Source organism: uncultured Nostoc sp. (assembly GCF_964245445.1).
Classification (GTDB): domain Bacteria; phylum Cyanobacteriota; class Cyanobacteriia; order Cyanobacteriales; family Nostocaceae; genus Nostoc.
Genome location: NZ_CAXTNE010000142.1, coordinates 1 through 19,840 on the forward strand (window position 1 = coordinate 1; position 19,840 = coordinate 19,840).

Sequence of the window (19,840 nt, forward strand, 5' to 3'; positions counted from 1 at the left end):
TCAATGTTCTCACCTTCCAGTCTCAACCTCTTTAATTCACATTAGGCGTAATTGTTAATGTTTTACAACAGTTTTCATTTATTTGAACCAAATATATTGTAAGGGCGCAGCAATGCCCATTGGTGTCAAATTAAGAAGATAAAGCCCAAATTTGTTGGGTGTTGACACCAATGATAGCTGTGCGCCGCTACGAACTCCAACCTAAGCATCGTTGTATCTACCAAAACGGTAAGATGCAAATAAATATTTTCCAGTGGACTCTCTCCCCTGTCCACTGTCTTAAACGGATAAATAAATATCTCAAATAAGTGCCTGGTCTGTATTTGAGCAATATCTACCTACTTTGATTGTCTAAATTTGTCTTTTACTAAAGCCAAATAAATTCACTAATCCTTCCCCAAGAGTTAACAGTCAAGAGTTAAAAAACTCTAGACTATAAACTCAGGACTTGCCTTCCAACTGCTGGGGGTGAGCAGCAGATTCAAACTTATACCCTACGCCACGTACAGTTTGAATTAATGCTGGCTGACTAGCATCAATTTCAATTTTCTTGCGAATTTGCCCAATATGGACATCTACAACCCGTTGATCGCCGACATATTCATAGTCCCATACCTCTTGGATTAGCTCCGCACGCCGCCAAACTCGACCTGGATGACTGGCTAAAAAATGTAACAAGTCAAATTCCAGAGCAGTTAAAGGTACTGCTTGGTTATTAAGCGCCACCTCCCGCCGCACTGGATCAATCATCAGTTTTTCAAATACCAAGCGTTTTTGCTCGGCAGTAGTTATCACTCGTTGACGCCTCAAAATAGCTCCGACTCTGACTTCTAACTCACCTAGCCCAAAAGGCTTGGTGAGATAATCGTCAGCACCTTTAGCAAAGCCGCGAATTTTGTCAGCTTCGTCAGCACGGCTAGTCAACATCAAAACAAACACACCATTACGACTTTGCATCTCTTGGCAGAGGTTAAACCCAGTTACATCTGGTAGATTCACATCTAGAATCACCAGATCGGGGTTAAATTGCTCAAATAGAGTTAAGGCTGTCTTTCCATCTTCGGCAGCCTCTACCTGATAGTTCTGCTTAATCAGAAAGCGTTGGATTAAATTCCGAACCGCAGGATCGTCGTCAACTACAAGAATCTTGGCAGGAGCCATGACCATTACTTTGCACAAAAATTCGTAAGATTAACAAAAGGTTTGCGTAAAAACGCAGTTGCCACTTAGGGGCTAACTAAGAATCTACATGTCTACGGTATGAGATTCCTGATTATTCAAAAAGAAATACTCTAATCAGGATTGTGGGCAATGAGAACACTAAATTTCTGTTAGGCACAGTATATAAGCGCTCTGACTTTAGCCGCAACAGTTCTTAACACCAAGACACGTTCGTGATCTCAGTTAGGTGGTAACTTAAAACGTCTCAATTTTAAATCGATATGCGGATATATACCACAAGCGATTATTCAGTATAATTAAAAAAATTCTATTAGGGCACAGTAAGTTGCCAAATTTGAAACATTAAGATTGATATTTTCATAAAAACTATGTGTTTTAGGTACTCTCCCTTCAAATTCTAGATTAGAGCCAGAACTAGACAACGACATGAGGGTATACACGGAGTTATAGCGATATGTTAAAGTGGCTATAGTTAAAATTACAAAGTCGATTAAACTAACCCGTGCTACTATCCTGTTAGGGCATAAAATAAGTCGAGACTTTAGTTTCGATTAAAACAAAACCTAAAGCTGTTTTTTATTCGACAAAAGACTGCCGCTGACTGAGGCTGAAGTAACAAACTCCCATGAGCGATCAAAATCCCTACGAAAAACTTGGGGTATCAGAAGAGGCTAGCTTCGATGAGATTCAGGATGCTCGTAATCGCCTATTCGAGCAATATAGTAGCGATGCCAAGCATTTAGAAGTAATTGAAGCTGCTTACGATGCGATTTTAATGGATCGCTTACGGATGCGCCAAGAAGGTAAAATTAAAGTCCCTGAGCGTATTCGGTTTCCAGAGTTGCGAGTGCAATCGCCTCCTAAAGAAAGCCCAGCCCCTCGTGAGCAGTCACCTGCATGGCTGCAACGGATGCTGGATAAGCCTTCACCTGCCGATATATTCTTACCAGGAGCTTGGTTTCTTGGTTTAAGTTCTATCAGTGTGTTTTACCCAGAGGGAGGCGATCAAGTTTTGCAGTTAGCATTGGTAGTTGGGGTAGGCACTAGTATTTATTTCCTCAATCGCAAGGAAAGTAAATTTGGCCGAGCAGTTTTGTTCACCCTGGTCAGTTTAATAATTGGCTTAATCGTTGGGGGACTAGTTGCTGGCTGGCTCTTACCACAAATATCATTCCTCAATTTATCATCGAATCAGTTCTCTACTGTACTAACGTTTATATTGTTGTGGTTGGTTAGTAGCTTTCTACGGTAAATGCTACCTGTAAGCAAGTTTCCGTAAAGAAGACATGGTTTATATGTGTTCTTCTCAAAATTTGAGAGTCAGGAGTCAGAATACCTATTTTGACTCCTATTTTAATTCAATCTGTTGCAGCTAGAAAGCTTTTCTAGACAAATTGTTTAGGTTTTAAGACTAAATCTACAGCAGCGCTGAAATCCTTAACGATTAAGTCGGGGTGGTAAAGTTCCAATTGGGTGCGATCGCGGATGCCACATTCCACAGCCATCACCTTAACCCCATAATTTTTAGCTGCGGTGATGTCGGCTTCCGTATCTCCCACCATCCAGATATCAGTAGCCGGGGGCAGTTCTTTTAATGCCCTAGCCATCAACAAGGGCTTATCTTCAATATCACGAGTTTTAACGTAATCGTTACTCAAGCAATAACAACGATTTTCTGGGAAAAATCTTCCTAAATCGTGTTTTTTGAAGGCATAATCTAGTTCCCGAACTCGGCGCATGGTCATTACTGCCAAATCAATTCCAGCTTGTTGAATTTTTAACAGCGCATCCACAGCACCAGGCGCGAGGGTGTCATAGTCAAAGTAGGGTTCTGTATGCACAGTTTGCCGCCGCAACTGGGCAAATTCTTGGGCTTGGGCTTCATCTAACCCAGAATTCAACGCAATTTGTTTTTCGGGAACCCGCGATCGCTTTAATTGCCAAAATTCCACTTTCGGAAGTTCTTGCACTACTTGGTCTGGACGACGGGTTTTCTCTAAACAGAATTGATAAACATGGTAGTACCGTTCAGAAACATCAATAATTGGGCCGTCGAAGTCAGTAATAAGTCTTATCATCGGCGGTAAAAGTTAATTTTTATTAAGTTTATCTCAGATGTATGGCTATTTTTTAAGGCTATTAAGTCTAGCTAAAGGTTTTTTTGTAAACTCTTTTTAAGAAAGTATCGACGATGACCTAGAGGAAAATCTTCTAACTCTCCAAAAATTTCATACCCTAAGTGCTGATAAAATTTGGGAGCTTGGAAGCTGTAAGTAAAAAGATATGCGTTTAAGCAGCCACGATTAACAGCCTCTTGCTCTGCCTCCAAAAGAAGTGCTTTTCCGTATCCATAACCTCTTAACTCCTCTGCAACCCAGAGAGTAGCAATATGGAACCATCCCAAGCCGATAAAACCCTCCAAGTCGCCCACGACATTTTTTTTTGAATCACGAAGTAATAGAAACAGTGGCGTATATTGGTAATCTCCAATCTTACCTACATTAAAATCTTGAAGTTGCTTGTCAATAAAATCAACTTGTTTAGAGCCTGGATGAATTTCAATTGATATTTTGTAATCAGGCATCATTGCAGCGTACCGCGTTTAATTTGTTCGCTTTCAATGGCTTCAAATAAGGCGCGAAAGTTACCTTCGCCAAAACCTTGAGCTTGGTAACGGCGTTCAATAAACTCAAAGAAAAATGTCGGCTGTTCAAATATTGGCTGGGTAAAAATTTGTAGTAATAAGGGCGCGATATTTCCTCCCTCTAAAGGAGTATATTCTTGCCAATCCACCAGAATTTCCTGTTGAGCGATCGCTTCCAGTTCTAAAAGTGATAAAGGCAATCCTGGACGTTGTTTTAATTGCGTGTAATAGCTTTGGGGAACTGAGAGTAAGGATAAATTAGTGGCACGAAATTTAGCGATCGCACTCACAAGATTAGTCGTCCGCAAGGCAATATGTTGAATTCCGGGGCCGCGATTGACATCTAAAAATTCCTGAATTTGGGAATTTTTGGAAGCTGGTTCATTAATTGGCAATTGGACGCTGCCATTGTGCGAAACCATCACTTGACTGTGTAAAGCAGAACGATTGGTTTTAATTTTAAAAGCCTGCTGTGGTTGAAAATCTAGGATATTTTCGTACCAAGCGACAGCATTTTCTAATTCACCAACAGCCACGTTTAACACTATGTGATCTATGGCAGTAAAAGTGTTGTCATTAGTCATTTGTCCTTTGTCAAAAACCAATGACCTTTCGATCAACGTATGAGTCAGTCCACCCCAGGCAGCAATTTTGCCACACTTGAGGAATTCCGTCCCCACCTGGCGTTCCTGGGTGGGTTGTAGGATTGTAGCACCATGTTTTTGAGCTAGTGCGATCGCGCTTTCTACATCTTCGACAGCAAAAGTGACATCTGCCACACCAGGTGGATATTGACGCAGAAACTCAGCTACTGGACTTGTGGGTAACAGTGGTGAAGACAGAAAAAAGCAGACAGCACCACTTCTTACCACTTCTGTACAAGTGTGAAATGAAATGCTGCGATCGGCTACTGCTTGAAAACCAAGATGGTGGACAAACCAATCCCGCCATACTTTGGCGTCTTCTACATAGAAATGAACGTGATCAATTTTCATAGATACTGAAAATCCAGCATAACAGCTTATATCTCTGTAAATTTTGCCTTTTTTGCTAAATTTTCAGGTCTTTCCCAGGCAAGAATTATGTAGGCGGACTGCCACTTTAAAAGAACAAATGACTATCAGGTTGAATGTTAATTTCCATTGGCACAGCTTGCGGTTCGGCAGAAAGGGCAAAGAAAATAGCATTGGCAGCAGTTTCAGGACTGAGCATTTTTTTCCGGTCTACTTTTAGGCTGACGTTATCCCAGAAAGGAGAATCTACCCCACCAAAGTAGAATAGCGTGAACTTGATACCAAAACGCTTAAGTTCCTCTGCCATGCATTTGCTGAAACCGACAACACCAAACTTAGAAGCAGAATAAGCTGCTGCCATTCCCATCGAATGCTTGCCCAGAATTCCAACTACGTTACAGATGTGACCAGACTTGCGCTTTTGCATCTCTTCAGCGGCCGCTTGAGTGGTGTAAAAGCTGCCTTTCAAGTTGACATCTAACATCTTGTCTAAATCAGCAGGTTCCAGGCTGTTGTAAGGCTTGAGTATACCAGCACCAGCCGCATTCACTAAAATATCGATTTGACCAAACTCAGCGATCGTCTTTTCTATCAAAGTATCTACCTGTTGCGGGTCAGTAATATCGGTGGGAACGGTCAAAACTTGCCCTGGTAAATCACCTGCTAGTGTTGTTAAACGAACCGCATCTCTGGTAGCCAATACCAACCGGACTCCGGTAGGCGCAAGTTTATGTGTTAAAGCTGAACCAATGCCACCAGTAGCACCGACAATAACAACGACTTTATCCTGCATTGTAATATTTACATTTCTTTACATCTTTACACATAATACTGAATTACAGACTCAGGTTGTACGTAGACATCCAGAAAGTATTTATTCGCATAGCGGTATTACCTCATATTCCTTGCCACTCGCCTTTAATGTAAATGTGGGAGATGATTCTAGATATTTGGTAAAATTGGAACCTAACTTTAATTCTTTAATAATTGAATTAGGAGATTTTCTGGTTATTTTCTGTAGCTCTGAACCAAGCTTGGACACAGATAATTTAGTCTCAGGAGATTTAATTTGTATATCTTGAATAATTTTAAATAGTAATTTATCTAATGTTTCTCCATTAGAAATTTCCGCAGAATCTTCTTTTTCTTCTTTTTGAACAAATTGTGCAGATGAGTTATCTATAACAGGAATTATTTCCTCAATTTCTGGTTGCTTTGAATGATGTTTAATATTAATATCACATCTTTCTTGAAATAAAGTTGCAACAGTCACTAAACTGTTTAATCGAGTATTGATTGATTCCTGTTCAGTTTTGATTAAATCTTGAATTTTATCAAGCACTTGTTCCAAAGATGGAATTTCTGTTGCCATTGGTAAGGAATAATGAGTTAATTTGCCAGTATTCCGGTTTTCTATTTGCAAATTTTGTCCTTGTCTACGTACCCAGTAAACAATTAATCCTTGATTTTGGAGTTGGTTACAGAGATGGCTCAAAATTCCATCGCCAGAACAGACCAAGATTTCTTTAACTGTTGGATAAGAGCGTAAGACACAAGCACCAAGTGCGATCATTTTTGCATCAGCACTGTCTTTACCCCCAGGCACATGGACAAGTTGATAGCCACGATTGTATAGTTCAATATCTTGCTTGCCAGTACTTGGATTTCTCCAGTTAGCAAATGCAATTTTAACTTGGAGAGGATACTTACAGACACTGGCTAAAAACAATTCGGAATTAATATCTAATTTTAAGTTTTCTGCATCTAAAAGCAGAAGTGAGATTCCTATCTCTAATTGATGTTTAATTTCAGTTTTTTGTTGAATTTTTTGGATAAATTGGCTGAAGGCAGCAGATTCTAGCCAATCAGGTGATAATATAGTTTGCAGCAGTTCTTCAGCTAATGTAAGACTAAAAGAGCCAAGACTCTTCTCTGTGATTTTTTCTTCTGGCAAGTTTTTTACTAAAGTAACTTCTGTAGTTGCGTCCATAGATACTTTAGTATGTCCATTGCTATTAGCAAGCAACTCACCTTCCAATGAACGAGGGAATGCAGGCTCAAGAAATTGTTTACCACAATTTTTGCAGAGGTAATTCTGCTTGTCATTCCGACGACCATTTTTCCGATATAAAGTAGATTCGCACCGAGGACATTTCATTTCGTGATTCAGGTGGTCTAGAGTAGATGCTTGCCTCTAAATATACAGTATGAAAAATTACTGTCAACATCACTTTGCATTGCTCAACACAACAAAAACTCAAAACAAGCGGAAATTAAATTTAACCCTTAATTTCCGCTTGTACTACGTGGTAGTTCTCTGAATAGCTAGAATTTTAGAAAAACTTCAACTAACGCGGGCAAAAACATAGTTACGAGTGCGAGAATCCACGGGGTTAGTAAAGATTTTGTTTGTAGTACCAAATTCAACCATTTGAGTAATGCGATTTTCATTACTATAAAAGAAAGCCGTAAAATCAGATAGACGAGTAACTTGCTGCATATTGTGAGTAACCATCACAATTGTCAACTCAGAGCGCAAGTTATAGATCAAATGCTCAACTTTCATACTACCGACAGGATCAAGACCTGAACAAGGTTCATCCATTAATAGAACGTTCGGTTTGACTGCTAAAGCACGCGCAATACATAGTCTTTGTTGTTGACCGCCAGAAAGCTCTAAAGCAGATTTGTGCAGCTTATTTTTCACTTCATCCCAAAGTTCGGCAGCTTTGATGGCAGATTCAACGATTCCATCTAATTCTACTTTCGGATGCCATCCAACTAATTTCACCCCATAAGCAACGTTATCGTAAACGCTCATGGGAAACAGATTTGGCTTGGGAAAAACCATACTAACTTGGCGACGTAAACGATTGATGTTGACACGACGCTCATAAATACTTTGTCCAAAAAATTCTACTTTTCCTTCAACCTTGACATCTCCTTCTAATTCACTCATGCGATTTAACGATTTAAGAAAAGTAGACTTGCCACAACCACTAGAACCAATAATTGCCGTGACTTGGTTTTGGTAAATATCCATTGACACGCCTTCAACTATCTTTTGAGTGTCGTAAGAGAAGCTGAAGTTTTTGACTCTGATGGCTGGAATTAGTTTACTCATATTCCCAAAACATGTGAAATAAAAGTTGACGAAGTAATTTAATACAAATCAGCAGCGCTGTTTCACTATGTTACTCCTAAAAGGAGATATTCATAGAAATTACGTAGCTATATAGTAGTCATACAGCAGATAAACTGTTATTAAATATTTATATTAAGACTATGTTGCAAAAATTATCTTTTATAAACTTTTTATACCCACCTTTGGCACATTGACGTATATAATACCAATTCAAAATTCAAAAGTCAAAAGTCAAAATGAAGAAAACTAGATATCACAAGGGCTTGAGAGTGTATATCTGTCGCATTCTTTTTTCAAATTGGTATAAGAGTTCTATTTGATTCGTGAAAAATATAGACAAGGAAACGAACCGCCATCTCTACAAAATGCTACGCGAACGCGCAGCGTCTCGTAGAGATGGACGTAAAGGGAAGAAAGAAGAAAGGGATATATAATTTTTACAAATTATTTAGGACTGCTATATGCCATCCTTTCCAATTAAAAAGGATTGAAGCTGATTGGACTTAAAATAGCTATGTAGAAATAAAAATATTAATATCATATACCCCTCATGGATAATGAGGTAACTAGTTTATCTAATAAAGATAAATTAGTAATTATTTTTAAACCGTGTTTTATGAATATCCTTTAGTACGAGATGGTTCAACAAAAATCATTAAGTCATGCTAAAACTTACCTTAACCAAACCGCCCTGAAATGTAGTCGCGGGTGCGGGGGTCTAGTGGGTTGTTAAAAATTTGTTCGGTAGCGCCAAATTCAACCATTTGACCAATCCGACTTTCATCAGTGCTAAAGAAAGCTGTAAAATCAGAGACGCGAGCGGCTTGCTGCATGTTATGGGTAACGATCGCAATAGTCAATTCAGACTGCAAACTATGGAGTAGTTCCTCAACTTTCATAGTAGCGATGGGGTCAAGAGCCGAGCAAGGCTCATCCATCAACAGAACTTTTGGCTTGACTGCTAAAGCACGGGCAATACATAATCTTTGTTGTTGACCACCAGAAAGCCCTAAAGCTGATTTATCCAGCTTATCTTTAACTTCATCCCAAAGAGCAGCGCTGTGAAGTGCAGATTCGACAATTTCATCTAATTTTAATTTTGAATACCTGCCTGCTATTCTCATACCGTAGGCAACATTTTCGTAAATGCTTATCGGAAAAGGATTCGGTTTTTGGAACACCATACCAATTTGGCGGCGTAACCGATTGATATTGACACGAGGAGCATAAATATTTTGACCAAAAAATTCTACATCTCCTTCAACTTTCACAGGCCCTTCTAATTCGCTAATGCGATTCAGAATTTTGATGAAGGTAGATTTACCACAACCACTAGGGCCAATAATTGCGGTTACTTGCTTTTGATAAATATCTATTGACACCTTTTCGATCGCTTTTGTTGTGCCATAATAAAAGCTGATATTTTTAACTTTGATAGCTGGTATTAGGTTACTCATGCTAATTCGTAATGACGCTCCTATGTTGCTAACACTGCGCTACTAATTCGTAATTCGTAATTAAAATACATAAAACAAGGCTTGAACCTGGCGGCTTACCATTTAATATCATACTTTGCCAAGATGCAAAACAATACAAAATTTTTTTTACTTTAGTCTTCTTTGCCTAATAACTAAGCGAGAGAGAATATTAACACATAAAATTAAGCCGAGTAGAACTATAGAAGTAGTCCAGACTAATTGGTTTTTTTGCGGGTCGGGGTCGTTGTAGAGGTTAAAAATCAATACTGGTAAAGAAGCTGTTGGGCTTAATAATCCTTCTGACCAATCTAGACTAAATAAAGCAGTAAAAATTAAAGGTGCTGTTTCACCAGCAGCACGAGCTACAGCTAATAAAATACCTGTAGTAATTCCGGGAATTGCAGCAGTGACAACAATGCGAAGGGTAGTTTGAAAGCGAGTTCCGCCTAAAGCAGCAGAGGCTAGACGTTGAGATGTGGGAATCAGTTTTAAGGATTCTTCTGTCGTCAGTATAATTATAGGTAGCATAATCACGGCTAAAGCAAAACCGCCTGCGATCGCACTAAATCCTTTAGTTACCAAAACTATCACACCGTAAGCGAATACGCCTACAACTATTGAAGGCACGCCTGTTAGAATACTGCTGATAAAACGAACAACACTAGCAATTGAGTTGGTTTGACCAAATTCTGCCAAGAAAATTCCTGTCATTATCCCTGTGGGAATGCTTAAAATAGCACCAATTACCACCATGATTATGGTTCCTAAGATGGCATTGCCAAAGCCATTATCAATAACTGCTTTGACAAACATTTCTGATTTCAGTCCAGAGATTCCCCGAACGAAAATTTCCCACAAAATTGATAATAAAGGAATTAGTGCCAGAACTGTAAAACCAAAGGCGATCGCATTCATTGTATATGTAAATATTACTCGTTCTCTTGGCAGAGGACTGCATAATTCTGTCGCCAATTCATCAGTTTCTGGCTGAATATAACCACTCATATTTTTTATTAGTTTTGATTAACAAATGTCTGATTACATTGAGGTATTTTTATTAAAGTAATACTATTTATTTTTCCTACCAACCCATTTTACTAAGAGTACAGCGCCAATATTTACAGCTAGAGTCAACCCAAATAAAATCAATGCCAAATAGCTTAAAGCGCCTATATGCAAACCCGGTTCAGCTTCGGCAAATTCATTAGCTAATACAGAGGGAATTGTATAACCTGGATTGAGTAAAGAAGCACTGATTTGGGCAGAGTTCCCAATTACCATAGTGACAGCCATTGTTTCACCCAAAGCACGTCCTAATGCGAGCATTGCTGCACTCACCATTCCAGAAAATCCAGCTGGTAGCAAAACCCGAAAAATTGTTTCCCAACGAGTACCGCCTAAAGCCATAGATGCGCTACGTAATTCTTTAGGGATAGCCATTAAAACATCACGAGTAATTGCTGCCATTGTGGGCAAAATCATGATGGCTAGAATAATTCCAGCAGTTAACATATTAGTCCCAGAAGGGTCTTCTGTATTAAATAGTGGTATCCATTTAAAAGTGCTGGCTAGCCATTTTTGTAGAGGTTCTAAAACTGGAATAAAAACAAAAATCGCCCACAAACCAATAATGACACTGGGAATTGCTGCAATTAATTCAACAACAAATGCTAGGATTGTTCGCAGCGATGAAGGTAAGAAATTTTCACTCGTGACTAAGGCTACTGCTATTCCGACTGGGACAGCGAATAAAATAGCGATCGCACTACTTACCAAAGTTCCATAAATATAAGGTAATGCACCAAAAAGCTGATTACCTGTATCCCAATCTTGACCCCACAAAAATCCCAATCCAAACTGCTTAATGGCTGGTAGAGCTTCGTGTAAAATTACCCAACTCATCAAAAATAGCACTGCAACAGTAATCACGGCAAAAAAGTATACTAGCCGTGTAAAAACCTGGTCAAACCAGAGATTTGTGCCGCCAATAGCTCTTAGATTGAAATCTTCATCGCCTAGATTAGATTCATGTGATGAATTTCTGTCGGCTGGTTCCGATGAATTTGCCATTACAAATTAATCAAATAGATTTTTTTATTGCTAGTAGACTAAGTTGGGAACTCAACCTATTAGGAGAGGAAATTAGTAAAATTCAGGAATTAAGCATTGAAAATATAAAACCTTGATTCACCGTAGAGCGTGTTTTCAAACTACTCGTTTAGTTTCCTAAATGTTTATATTCCCCTAAATGCCCCGATAAATTGGGGAACTTTAAGAGACTCTTAGCCCCCTTTTTTAAGGGGGTTGGGGGATCTCTTATGCATAAGTTCTAAAAGATTACAAATTAAGGCTTGACAGAGCTATTTACTGTCTGAAGCACCCGATTTGCCACATCAGATGGAATTTTGGTGTAGTTAAGGTCATCGTTATACTGTTGACCGTCTTTCAATACCCAATTAATCCATTTCTTAATAGCATCAGCTTTAGAAGCATTAGCATACTGTTTGTAAACCATCATCCAGGTAAGACCGACGATGGGATAACCTTGTCCTGGATCTCCTACGAAAACGCGGTAGTTGTCTGGGAAAGTGACAGTTGATAAAGCTGCATTTGCAGATTGTAAAGAAGGAGCAACAAATTCTCCTCTCTTATTTTGTATCAGCGCCGATTTCAGATTGTTTTTGACAGCGTAGGCATATTCTACATAACCAATAGAACCAGGAGTACGAGATACTAAGGCTGCTACGCCTGGGTTGCCTTTGCCTTTGAGGACGTTTGGCAGAGTCCAATTGGGAGCAGTGTTAACTCCAACTCTGCCTTTAAAATAACCGCTAGTAGCACTTAAGTGGTTAGTGAAAATGAAAGTTGTACCGCTACCATCGGCGCGAACAACAAATTTAATTGGTTGATTTGGTAGATTGACACCCGGATTATCAGCTTTAATTTTTGCGTCATTCCATTTGGTAATTTGACCTGAGAAAATTGCCGGTAGTGTAGTGCGGGATAATTTGAGATTATTAACACCTGGAACATTGTAAACAACAGAAACAGCACCACCTGCTGTGGGTACTAAGATGACACCGTTCTTGACTTTAGCAATTTCATTATCTTTCATTGCAGCATCACTACCACCAAAGTCAACGGTTCCAGCAGTGACTTGACGAATACCACCACCGCTACCTATTGCTTGGTAGTTAATTTTCAAGTCTGGATACTTGTTTTTGACTTCACGAGCATAGCGTTCGTAAAGCGGAGCCGGAAAAGTTGCTCCTGCACCGTTCAAAGTTTCAGCTTGTGCGATCGCACCAAAAAATGGACTAAGTGCAACAGAAGTTGTCACCACTGAAGTAGCGACAACACGATTCAAAATGGTGGTCGAAAAAACCATATTACCTCTGATTAAGGGATAGTCTTCTGCTGTAATTTCAGCCTAAAATTAACTTACATTTTTTATGGTTAACAATGAATAAAGAAAAGACTAAGGGATATTTAAATCTCATGTTTAAAAAGTTTAATTATGAATACTTGATTAAATAGATTATTTTAGTAAAAATATATTTATGCAAAAATTAAATTTAATTTAAATAATTAAAAGTGACTAATTTACACAATCTCACAGCTATCGCTTCAGTGAAAAATAGATAAAAAATCTGTGTGTATCAGTGAGTTGCTGGAATTGCGTGTTTATCAGTGAATTGCTGGAATTAAGTAGCAATCCTAAATAATTTGTTGTTAGGCTGTCCATCTACACAGAATCAGGATCTTGCTCTTCATAATATCGCTGTTATTGAGAAGAATGTCTTCCGTGGCAAGCATAAACACTAAAGTCATCAGCAAATTGAAGGGCAGGTTTACCTTCAGCATGAAGCATATTTTCTTGATCAAAAGACAACTTCTAAGGGCGAGCGCAGACTATACAAACCTTTTCAAATTGGAAGCTCAAACCACAATGTTGCATCAACTCTTGAAGTACATTCTATTTTTTCTTGTCGTGTTGAAGGTTAATAACTGAGATACAAAAATCTAACAGGCTATTTCAAAAATAAAATATTAGTCCTATAATAAATTTTGAGATCGTTAGTATTTACCTTGTTATAAAATATTTTTCAATTTACCAATCCGCCAATATCTAAATTATTTCAAGTCTCTTTACGGCTACAATACAGCACTAAAAGTACAAATAATCCCATTCCGGCCAAATATTTCATTGCATCAGGTACGCTGGGATTAGGTGAAAAAAAGCCTTCGACCGCACCAGCAATAACTAACATTGGTACAATCCCAAATATTAGCTGCACTGATTGAGAACCGTAAAATTTCAGTGCATCCCCACGCCGATATTTACCAGGAAATAAAATTGCTCTTGCTAATAAAAATCCTGCACCCCCAGCAAAAAAGATAGCGGGTAATTCTAAGGAACCATGCGGCAACACAAACGCCCAAAAAGGATAAGCCAAATTATTTTGACCTACTAAAGTGCCAACAGCACCAATCAATAAGCCATTAAATACCATCAAATAGACTGTGTATAGCCCAGCCGTGATGCCACCGGCAACAGCACCAAAGGACACCGACAGATTATTGATCATAATACTGCTGGATGCTAGAGGTTCAACGCCGACAATTGACCCCATCCATAATTTATGCTCATCTCGCACTTTGGTAATCAAACTTTCAGGTACGATCAAAGGCATAAAGCTGGGGTTTTGCCAAGAATACCACCAAGCCACTAATGCCCCCAGTAGAAACAGCGCTGTTGCAGCAGCAATATATGCAAATGTTTTCTGAACTACAGATGGTAATCCCCATTGGTAAAATTTTAGGATTGCCTGCCATTCCTGTCGCCGCGAACCTTGGTAAATCTGCGTATAGGCACGAGTTGTTAAAGATTGTAAACTTTGTATCAAAGCATTGCCGATTTGCTGAGTACGGGCACGGGCCAAATCTGCCGCTACTGAACGATACAAACTCGCTAACTCTCTAATTTCTGCTGCTCGTAGGGACTTTAGCCCTTTTTTTTCTATCTGCCTTAATAGGGCATCTAAACGCTGCCAATTTGGTTCTCGTCGTGCAATCCAACGTTGAATATTCATGAATTTTGGGAACACTGAGTTTAACTTAGTTTAAGATAGCTTCAAATTCATCTCCGTAATTTCAAGGGAAATTTGCCATTATGTCTGAAAGTTTTGGATCTCCCGGTCAGATACAACCACTGAGTATCGGTAACGTTGTTAGTGCTGCCGTGCGGTTGTATCGTTCTCATCTGAAGACTTATCTTAATCTGGCTGCGATCGCTCACTTGTGGATTTTAGTTCCGATTTATGGCTGGGCAAAATATGCAGCCATTTCTGGACTCATTTCACGCTTGGCTTTTGGAGAATTAATTTACCAACCTGAAAGCGTCCAAGCCGCCAGGAGCCATGTTGATCCGCGTTTGTGGTCATTTTTAAGAGTTGGTTTTCAGATAGGAATATCAATGCTTTTAATTTATTTTGGATTAGCGCTCGTCGGTGGCATTGTGGGTGGCTTGCTGGGAGTGGTATTAGGAAGCATATTAGGTACTACAGGCGTTGTAGTCGCAACCACATTGGCAATAATCTTAATGGTATGTATTTTGCTATTGGGCCTAACCTGGTGCTACTCGCGTTGGGTGATAGCTGAAGTGCCCTTAGCAGTTGAGGAAAATATTAATGGTGCCGAAAGTGTTGCCAGAAGTTGGGAGTTAACTAAAAGCTCGGTATTTCGCATTCAAGGTGTCGTTTTAGTTGCTTTTATCGTTACATTGCCCTTGGTGCTCGTATTAAACTATTTACCTAGCATATTCCTCATAAGGCTTGAGTCAGGTTCTACGATTTACTCAATTGTGTCTTTTATTTCTTGGATTGGAAGCTTGATAGGTGGAATTTTAATCATGCCATTCTGGCAAGCGCTAAAAGCTGTTTTATATTTGGACTTACGTAGTCGGCGTGAAGGTTTAGGTTTGCAATTAAGAGAACCTCCCTCGCAAGATTTTCGTTAACTCAACGCCTTAATTAAACTCTATTCATTTTGAATTAGTTAAAATATTATGCGCTTTTTTAATCGCATCACATTCCAGACTCCAGAAAGCGTAGAGTTGGAATTTACTTTAGCGGGAATCGGTAATCGAGCTTTGGCACTGCTGATTGACTATACAGTTTTGTCTGTAACCTTGCTTGTTTTTCTCTTCACTTGGACTGTCTTTTCGACGCAACTGTTCAATTTTTTTGAGGACTTGATTACGAATGCTCAAAATTTAGGAATTTGGTTGATAGCAATTTTCTTCCTAATCGCCTTTGCAATTTACATTGGCTATTTTGTATTTTTTGAAACCTTATGGTTTGGGCAAACCCCTGGTAAACGAGTTGCTAAAATTCGCGTAGTTCGAGATGATGGTAGACTCATTGGGCTACAGCAAGCAACTCTACGTGCCTTATTGCGACCTTTTGATGAAACTTTGTTTATTGGCGCTTTTCTAATTATGTTGACTCGTCAAGAAAAGCGTTTAGGTGATTTAGCGGCTGGCACAATTGTAATTCAAGCCCAAACACCCACTGCATCCGCGACATTGACAATTTCAGAAGAAGCAAAAAGACTTCATGAACAGTTAGTCGAAATTGCTGATTTATCGCAATTGATGCCAGATGATTTTGCTGTGATTCGTGAGTATTTACAGCGACGTGGTGCAATGTCGTTAAAGGCAAGAGCATCACTATCTCTAAAGCTAGCCGAGCAAGTTAAAGCTATTATTAATTTAGAAAAATTGCCAGAAGCTGTTACACCTAATGTCTTTTTAGAAGCTGTTTATCTTCTTTATCAACAACCGGAATTTTAGGCTAGAGATTTTATTGATAGCATTGGTAAAAAACTAGGTTTAACTAAAAAAATAAGGGCGATCGCATTACATTTTAGTTGAACAATTACGAATTATACCCTTCAAATCCTGCTTCTATGCATTTACCATTTATCGGATTATTTTTTCAAATTGGTATTACTAAATCGGTTTGAGATAGACGGTATTTTAATAAATTTTTCTAAAGTGGTTAGGGAATTGAGTAGTCAGTAAGTAGAAACTACTGACTACTAACTGCTAACTAATGACTTAAAAATCTAAAATCGGCCAGTCTGGTTCACGATAATAGCGTGTCATGTTGTCAAACTTTCGCAATTCGACGCGATTGATCAAAAATTCTGGCAAATTTAACAGCCATTGATCATTTAATTGAGAAAGCATTGTGCTGAAACTTGTGCGGTCTAAGTCAGATGAAACCTCCCCAAAATAGGCTAATGTAACATGGGCTGTCAAGTGATAATGCTGCTCAATACCCAAAGCAATTAACTTGGGATTTTGATAAATTGTTCGGCGAAATTTAATAATTTCCTCGTAGCAGCGTTTATCTTGGGGTACTAAACAAACGGCTACAGCTCTTGGCATCAGTATCAGTCCCAGCATTTGCCATTTAATCGGATGACTCCTGTTTGTCATCAATTGTTGATATTGCTGAAAGCTTTCGGCTAAACAAGAGTGTAACTCTTCGTCAAATTTGGGATTTTTTTCGCAGGTGTCAAGGTAAGCATTGTCCCAAATTAAATCCGCTAAAGTCATGTGGAAGCTAGCAGGAGGTAGAGGCACAATCAAATCACGGCTTACAGGCAACTGCAAAAGTTCCTGTTGGTAAGTCTGTAATTTGGCATAGAAAGCAGAATTTTGCGATTCTTCCCCTGCTGGTGGGGTAATTAGCGTATAGCCAGGAAAGGACGCTGCTTGTCTCAACCCAGAATGTGGCTGAAATTTAGAAGATTCCTGGATATGCTGGACTTGGGATCTGTAAGCTTCTGGCAGCGTTAGCCGTGCTAACCGATTTAAGTAAGTTTGATAGTTGTCGTCCAATCTTCATAGCCTCATGCTCTCACTTGATAGATTTTAGGGAAAATTACCTTGATTAACAGAATGATTTTAAAAGTATTTAATTTTGGGAGTGGAGAGTGGAGAGCAGGGGGAGAAGAACTATTGATTATTGCCCAATGCCTATTCCCCGATATACTACGAGGTTAGTCTATGCCAATCTATGTTTACTGGGGTGAGGATGATTTTGCTATAGAAAAGGCGATCGCTATGTTGCGCGATCGCGTTCTCGATCCCCAATGGATAAGTTTTAATTACACTGCATTCACCCCAGATCAAGCTGATGCTGCTATCCAGGGGTTAAATCAGGTCATGACACCCACTTTTGGGGCTGGTGGGCGCTTGGTATGGCTGATAAATACTACTCTGTGCCAGCAGTGTCCAGAGAATGTGTTAGCAGAACTGGTGCGATCACTAAGAGTCATTCCCGAAAACTCATTTTTATTGCTCACCAGCCGGAACAAGCCAGATGAACGTCTCAAATCCACAAAATTATTAAAACAATTTGCTACCGAATTCCGAGAATTTCCCCTCATTCCCCCTTGGAAAACCGAATTACTGGTGCAATCTGTTAATCAAGCAGCTCAGACTATGGGCGTAAAACTAACTGCTAATGCTGCCCAGTTTTTAGCAGAATCTGTAGGAAATGATACACGGCTGCTCTACAATGAGTTAGAGAAACTGCGGTTATATGCCCAAGGTAGCAACAAGCCTTTAGACACAGATACTGTTACAAAGTTAGTAAGAAATACTACTCAAAATAGCTTAGAATTAGCAGCAGCAATCAGAACAGGAGATACACCTAAAGCTTTGACGACACTGGCAGATTTGAGCAATGCTTCCGAGCCTGGATTACGGATAGTCGCCACGCTGATTGGACAATTTCGCACATGGCTGTGGGTCAAGATTATGATGGAAAGTGGGGAGCGCAATCAACAAGCGATCGCTATTGCTGCTGATGTCGGTAATCCCAAACGGATCTACTTCTTACAGCAAGAAATCAAGCTTCTTTCTGTGCAACAGTTAATCTTTTGCTTACCCCTACTATTGGAATTAGAAGTGAGTCTTAAGCAAGGAGCATCAGAAATACCAACACTCCAGACTAAAGTCATCGAACTTTGTCAAGTCTGCCGAGGAAATTGACAATCAAATATAAAAGCTTGATATGTTGAGCAGTTCCTGGAACTTCCAACTCCGAAAATAATTCAACGTTCTTATAATATCCCTGATGTAGTTTTGTGTCACACACTATATGAAGAAAATTTCTGATTTATTTTCTCGATCTAGCCGAAAGCGAATCCTTTCCCAATCATTCTTTTTCGGCGCGATCGCTACTGTGGGTGTAATTTCCAACGCTTTTTCCTTTACTTTAAAAGCTTATAGTCAAACTCCACCACCAATAGTTAACAATACTGAAATCAACAGCTATGCTAAAGCTGTGCTAGCAATGGAGCCAGCGCGTCAAAATGCCTTTGAAGAAATTAAAAAACTTATTGGCAATGGAGAAATTCCCCAGATTGTTTGTAACGATTCTAACAGCATAAATGGTCTTCCAAAGAAGGCTCAAGATATCGCAGTGAATTACTGTAACTACGCTCAGAAAGTTGTCGAAGAGAAGGGCTTGAGATTTGAGCAGTTCAACAAAATCACTATAGAGCTACAAAATAACGATGTCTTAAAACGGCAGGTTTACAATACCTTATTACGCCTGCAAAAAAGCCCTGATTCTCCATAGTTAGAAGTTGCATAAAATTAGAAAGGAACACTTAAAACTAACTAAGCCTGCATGAAAGTAAAGGCTATTATTGCTTTTACACAAAAGGCTGCGAATATTAATTCATGAAACACTTGTTTGTGAATATTAAGTTAATTGCTAATCAGCTATTGCATTTTACAAATGAATTTTTATATGCAGATATTGACCTTTGAATAAAATTGGTATTTTGTATAAATTTTGATATTAGTAACAAAGGGAATGGGACATGGAGTAAAATTTAATTCCTATTCCCCATACCCCATTTTCTCTAAGTCCGTCCAGCAAGTCTGGCAACTACTGTAGCTAACTCAGCTGCCTCAATAGGTTTAGGTAAATGTAGCTGATAACCTTCTTGTATAGCTCGCATCCGATCCTCTGCCCTGGTATAAGCTGTTAACGCTGCGGCGGGAATATTTCCCCCTAGTTCTGGTGGTTGTGATCGCAGTTTGCGGATCAAAGAATAACCATCCTCATCGGGCATACCAATGTCGCTAACTAAAACATCTGGTTTCCACTGTGTAATTAGCTGTAATGCTTTTGCAACTGATTCTACAGCCTGAACTTCGGCTTGGTACTGTTCGAGGATTGTGGTGATAAAGTCACGGGTATCGGCTTGGTCATCTACAACTAGCACGCGTACACCAAGAAGGGAGAGAGGGATGGAGGGAGAGAGGGGTAAAGGGGCAATGGGGTAGAGG

The 19,840-nt window shown here is 39.3% G+C and carries 19 protein-coding genes; 5 read left to right on the forward strand and 14 right to left on the reverse strand.

The genetic code is table 11. From position 1 onward, the window contains the following. Positions 1 to 441: 441 nt before the first annotated feature. Positions 442 to 1,161 carry a response regulator transcription factor gene (locus ACFE90_RS21990; RefSeq protein ID WP_104905561.1) on the reverse strand — a complete coding sequence of 240 codons (720 nt, stop codon included), beginning with the start codon at positions 1,159 to 1,161 and terminating at the stop codon, positions 442 to 444. Between the two features lie 646 nt (positions 1,162 to 1,807). Between ACFE90_RS21990 and ACFE90_RS21995 the strand changes: the two genes are divergently transcribed. After that, positions 1,808 to 2,434, forward strand: a complete 627-nt coding sequence (locus tag ACFE90_RS21995) for a CPP1-like family protein (protein ID WP_375504286.1) — start codon at positions 1,808 to 1,810, stop codon at positions 2,432 to 2,434. A gap of 133 nt (positions 2,435 to 2,567) precedes the next feature. Here ACFE90_RS21995 and ACFE90_RS22000 read toward each other — a convergent pair whose 3' ends face one another. The 11 genes from ACFE90_RS22000 to ACFE90_RS22050 form a co-directional block, all read right to left on the reverse strand. Next, complete coding sequence (locus ACFE90_RS22000; protein WP_375504288.1) at positions 2,568 to 3,260, reverse strand: HAD family hydrolase; 693 nt, start codon at positions 3,258 to 3,260, stop codon at positions 2,568 to 2,570. A 71-nt stretch (positions 3,261 to 3,331) separates the two neighbouring features. Then, positions 3,332 to 3,769: a GNAT family N-acetyltransferase gene (locus tag ACFE90_RS22005; protein ID WP_375504290.1), complete on the reverse strand. Its 438-nt coding sequence runs from the start codon at positions 3,767 to 3,769 to the stop codon at positions 3,332 to 3,334. Next, on the reverse strand, positions 3,766 to 4,821 hold the full coding sequence (gene hppD, locus ACFE90_RS22010; RefSeq protein WP_375504292.1) for a 4-hydroxyphenylpyruvate dioxygenase: 1,056 nt from the start codon (positions 4,819 to 4,821) through the stop codon (positions 3,766 to 3,768). Before hppD ends, ACFE90_RS22005 begins: the two co-directional genes overlap by 4 nt. Before the next feature lie 106 nt (positions 4,822 to 4,927). Continuing rightward, positions 4,928 to 5,632, reverse strand: a complete 705-nt coding sequence (locus ACFE90_RS22015; protein ID WP_375504294.1) for an SDR family oxidoreductase — start codon at positions 5,630 to 5,632, stop codon at positions 4,928 to 4,930. Between the two features lie 81 nt (positions 5,633 to 5,713). Then, on the reverse strand, positions 5,714 to 6,865 hold the full coding sequence (locus ACFE90_RS22020; protein ID WP_375504296.1) for an NYN domain-containing protein: 1,152 nt from the start codon (positions 6,863 to 6,865) through the stop codon (positions 5,714 to 5,716). A gap of 318 nt (positions 6,866 to 7,183) precedes the next feature. Next, positions 7,184 to 7,963 carry a phosphate ABC transporter ATP-binding protein gene (locus tag ACFE90_RS22025; RefSeq protein WP_375504298.1) on the reverse strand — a complete coding sequence of 260 codons (780 nt, stop codon included), beginning with the start codon at positions 7,961 to 7,963 and terminating at the stop codon, positions 7,184 to 7,186. Between the two features lie 698 nt (positions 7,964 to 8,661). Beyond that, positions 8,662 to 9,441, reverse strand: coding sequence for a phosphate ABC transporter ATP-binding protein PstB (gene pstB / locus ACFE90_RS22030; RefSeq protein WP_375504300.1), 780 nt, complete (start codon positions 9,439 to 9,441; stop codon positions 8,662 to 8,664). A gap of 147 nt (positions 9,442 to 9,588) precedes the next feature. Further along, positions 9,589 to 10,467 carry a phosphate ABC transporter permease PstA gene (gene pstA, locus ACFE90_RS22035; RefSeq protein WP_375504302.1) on the reverse strand — a complete coding sequence of 293 codons (879 nt, stop codon included), beginning with the start codon at positions 10,465 to 10,467 and terminating at the stop codon, positions 9,589 to 9,591. A gap of 63 nt (positions 10,468 to 10,530) precedes the next feature. Continuing rightward, entirely contained in the window at positions 10,531 to 11,532 is a 1,002-nt protein-coding gene (gene pstC, locus ACFE90_RS22040) for a phosphate ABC transporter permease subunit PstC (RefSeq protein WP_375504304.1), read from the reverse strand. Positions 11,533 to 11,806: 274 nt separating this feature from the next. After that, positions 11,807 to 12,850 (reverse strand): phosphate ABC transporter substrate-binding protein PstS, encoded by a 1,044-nt coding sequence (gene pstS, locus ACFE90_RS22045; RefSeq protein WP_375504306.1) that lies wholly within the window; start codon positions 12,848 to 12,850, stop codon positions 11,807 to 11,809. Between the two features lie 751 nt (positions 12,851 to 13,601). Next, a complete protein-coding gene (locus ACFE90_RS22050; protein WP_375504308.1) occupies positions 13,602 to 14,555 on the reverse strand; it encodes a stage II sporulation protein M in 954 nt (317 codons plus the stop codon). An 80-nt stretch (positions 14,556 to 14,635) separates the two neighbouring features. Here ACFE90_RS22050 and ACFE90_RS22055 point away from each other — a divergent pair, with 80 nt between their 5' ends. Both ACFE90_RS22055 and ACFE90_RS22060 read left to right on the forward strand, forming a co-directional pair. After that, a complete protein-coding gene (locus tag ACFE90_RS22055; protein ID WP_375504310.1) occupies positions 14,636 to 15,481 on the forward strand; it encodes a hypothetical protein in 846 nt (281 codons plus the stop codon). A gap of 48 nt (positions 15,482 to 15,529) precedes the next feature. Continuing rightward, positions 15,530 to 16,315, forward strand: a complete 786-nt coding sequence (locus tag ACFE90_RS22060; RefSeq protein WP_375504312.1) for an RDD family protein — start codon at positions 15,530 to 15,532, stop codon at positions 16,313 to 16,315. Between the two features lie 267 nt (positions 16,316 to 16,582). On the opposite strand, the gene ACFE90_RS22065 is transcribed toward ACFE90_RS22060, so the two are convergent. Beyond that, entirely contained in the window at positions 16,583 to 17,371 is a 789-nt protein-coding gene (locus tag ACFE90_RS22065; protein ID WP_375504314.1) for a DUF1868 domain-containing protein, read from the reverse strand. A gap of 168 nt (positions 17,372 to 17,539) precedes the next feature. Here ACFE90_RS22065 and holA point away from each other — a divergent pair, with 168 nt between their 5' ends. Both holA and ACFE90_RS22075 read left to right on the forward strand, forming a co-directional pair. Next, a complete protein-coding gene (holA, locus tag ACFE90_RS22070; protein WP_375504316.1) occupies positions 17,540 to 18,529 on the forward strand; it encodes a DNA polymerase III subunit delta in 990 nt (329 codons plus the stop codon). A gap of 109 nt (positions 18,530 to 18,638) precedes the next feature. Further along, entirely contained in the window at positions 18,639 to 19,121 is a 483-nt protein-coding gene (locus tag ACFE90_RS22075; RefSeq protein WP_375504318.1) for a DUF4168 domain-containing protein, read from the forward strand. A 289-nt stretch (positions 19,122 to 19,410) separates the two neighbouring features. Here ACFE90_RS22075 and ACFE90_RS22080 read toward each other — a convergent pair. Further along, positions 19,411 to 19,840, reverse strand: a 430-nt coding sequence (locus tag ACFE90_RS22080; RefSeq protein ID WP_375504320.1) for a response regulator, incomplete at its 5' end; no start/stop codon positions are given.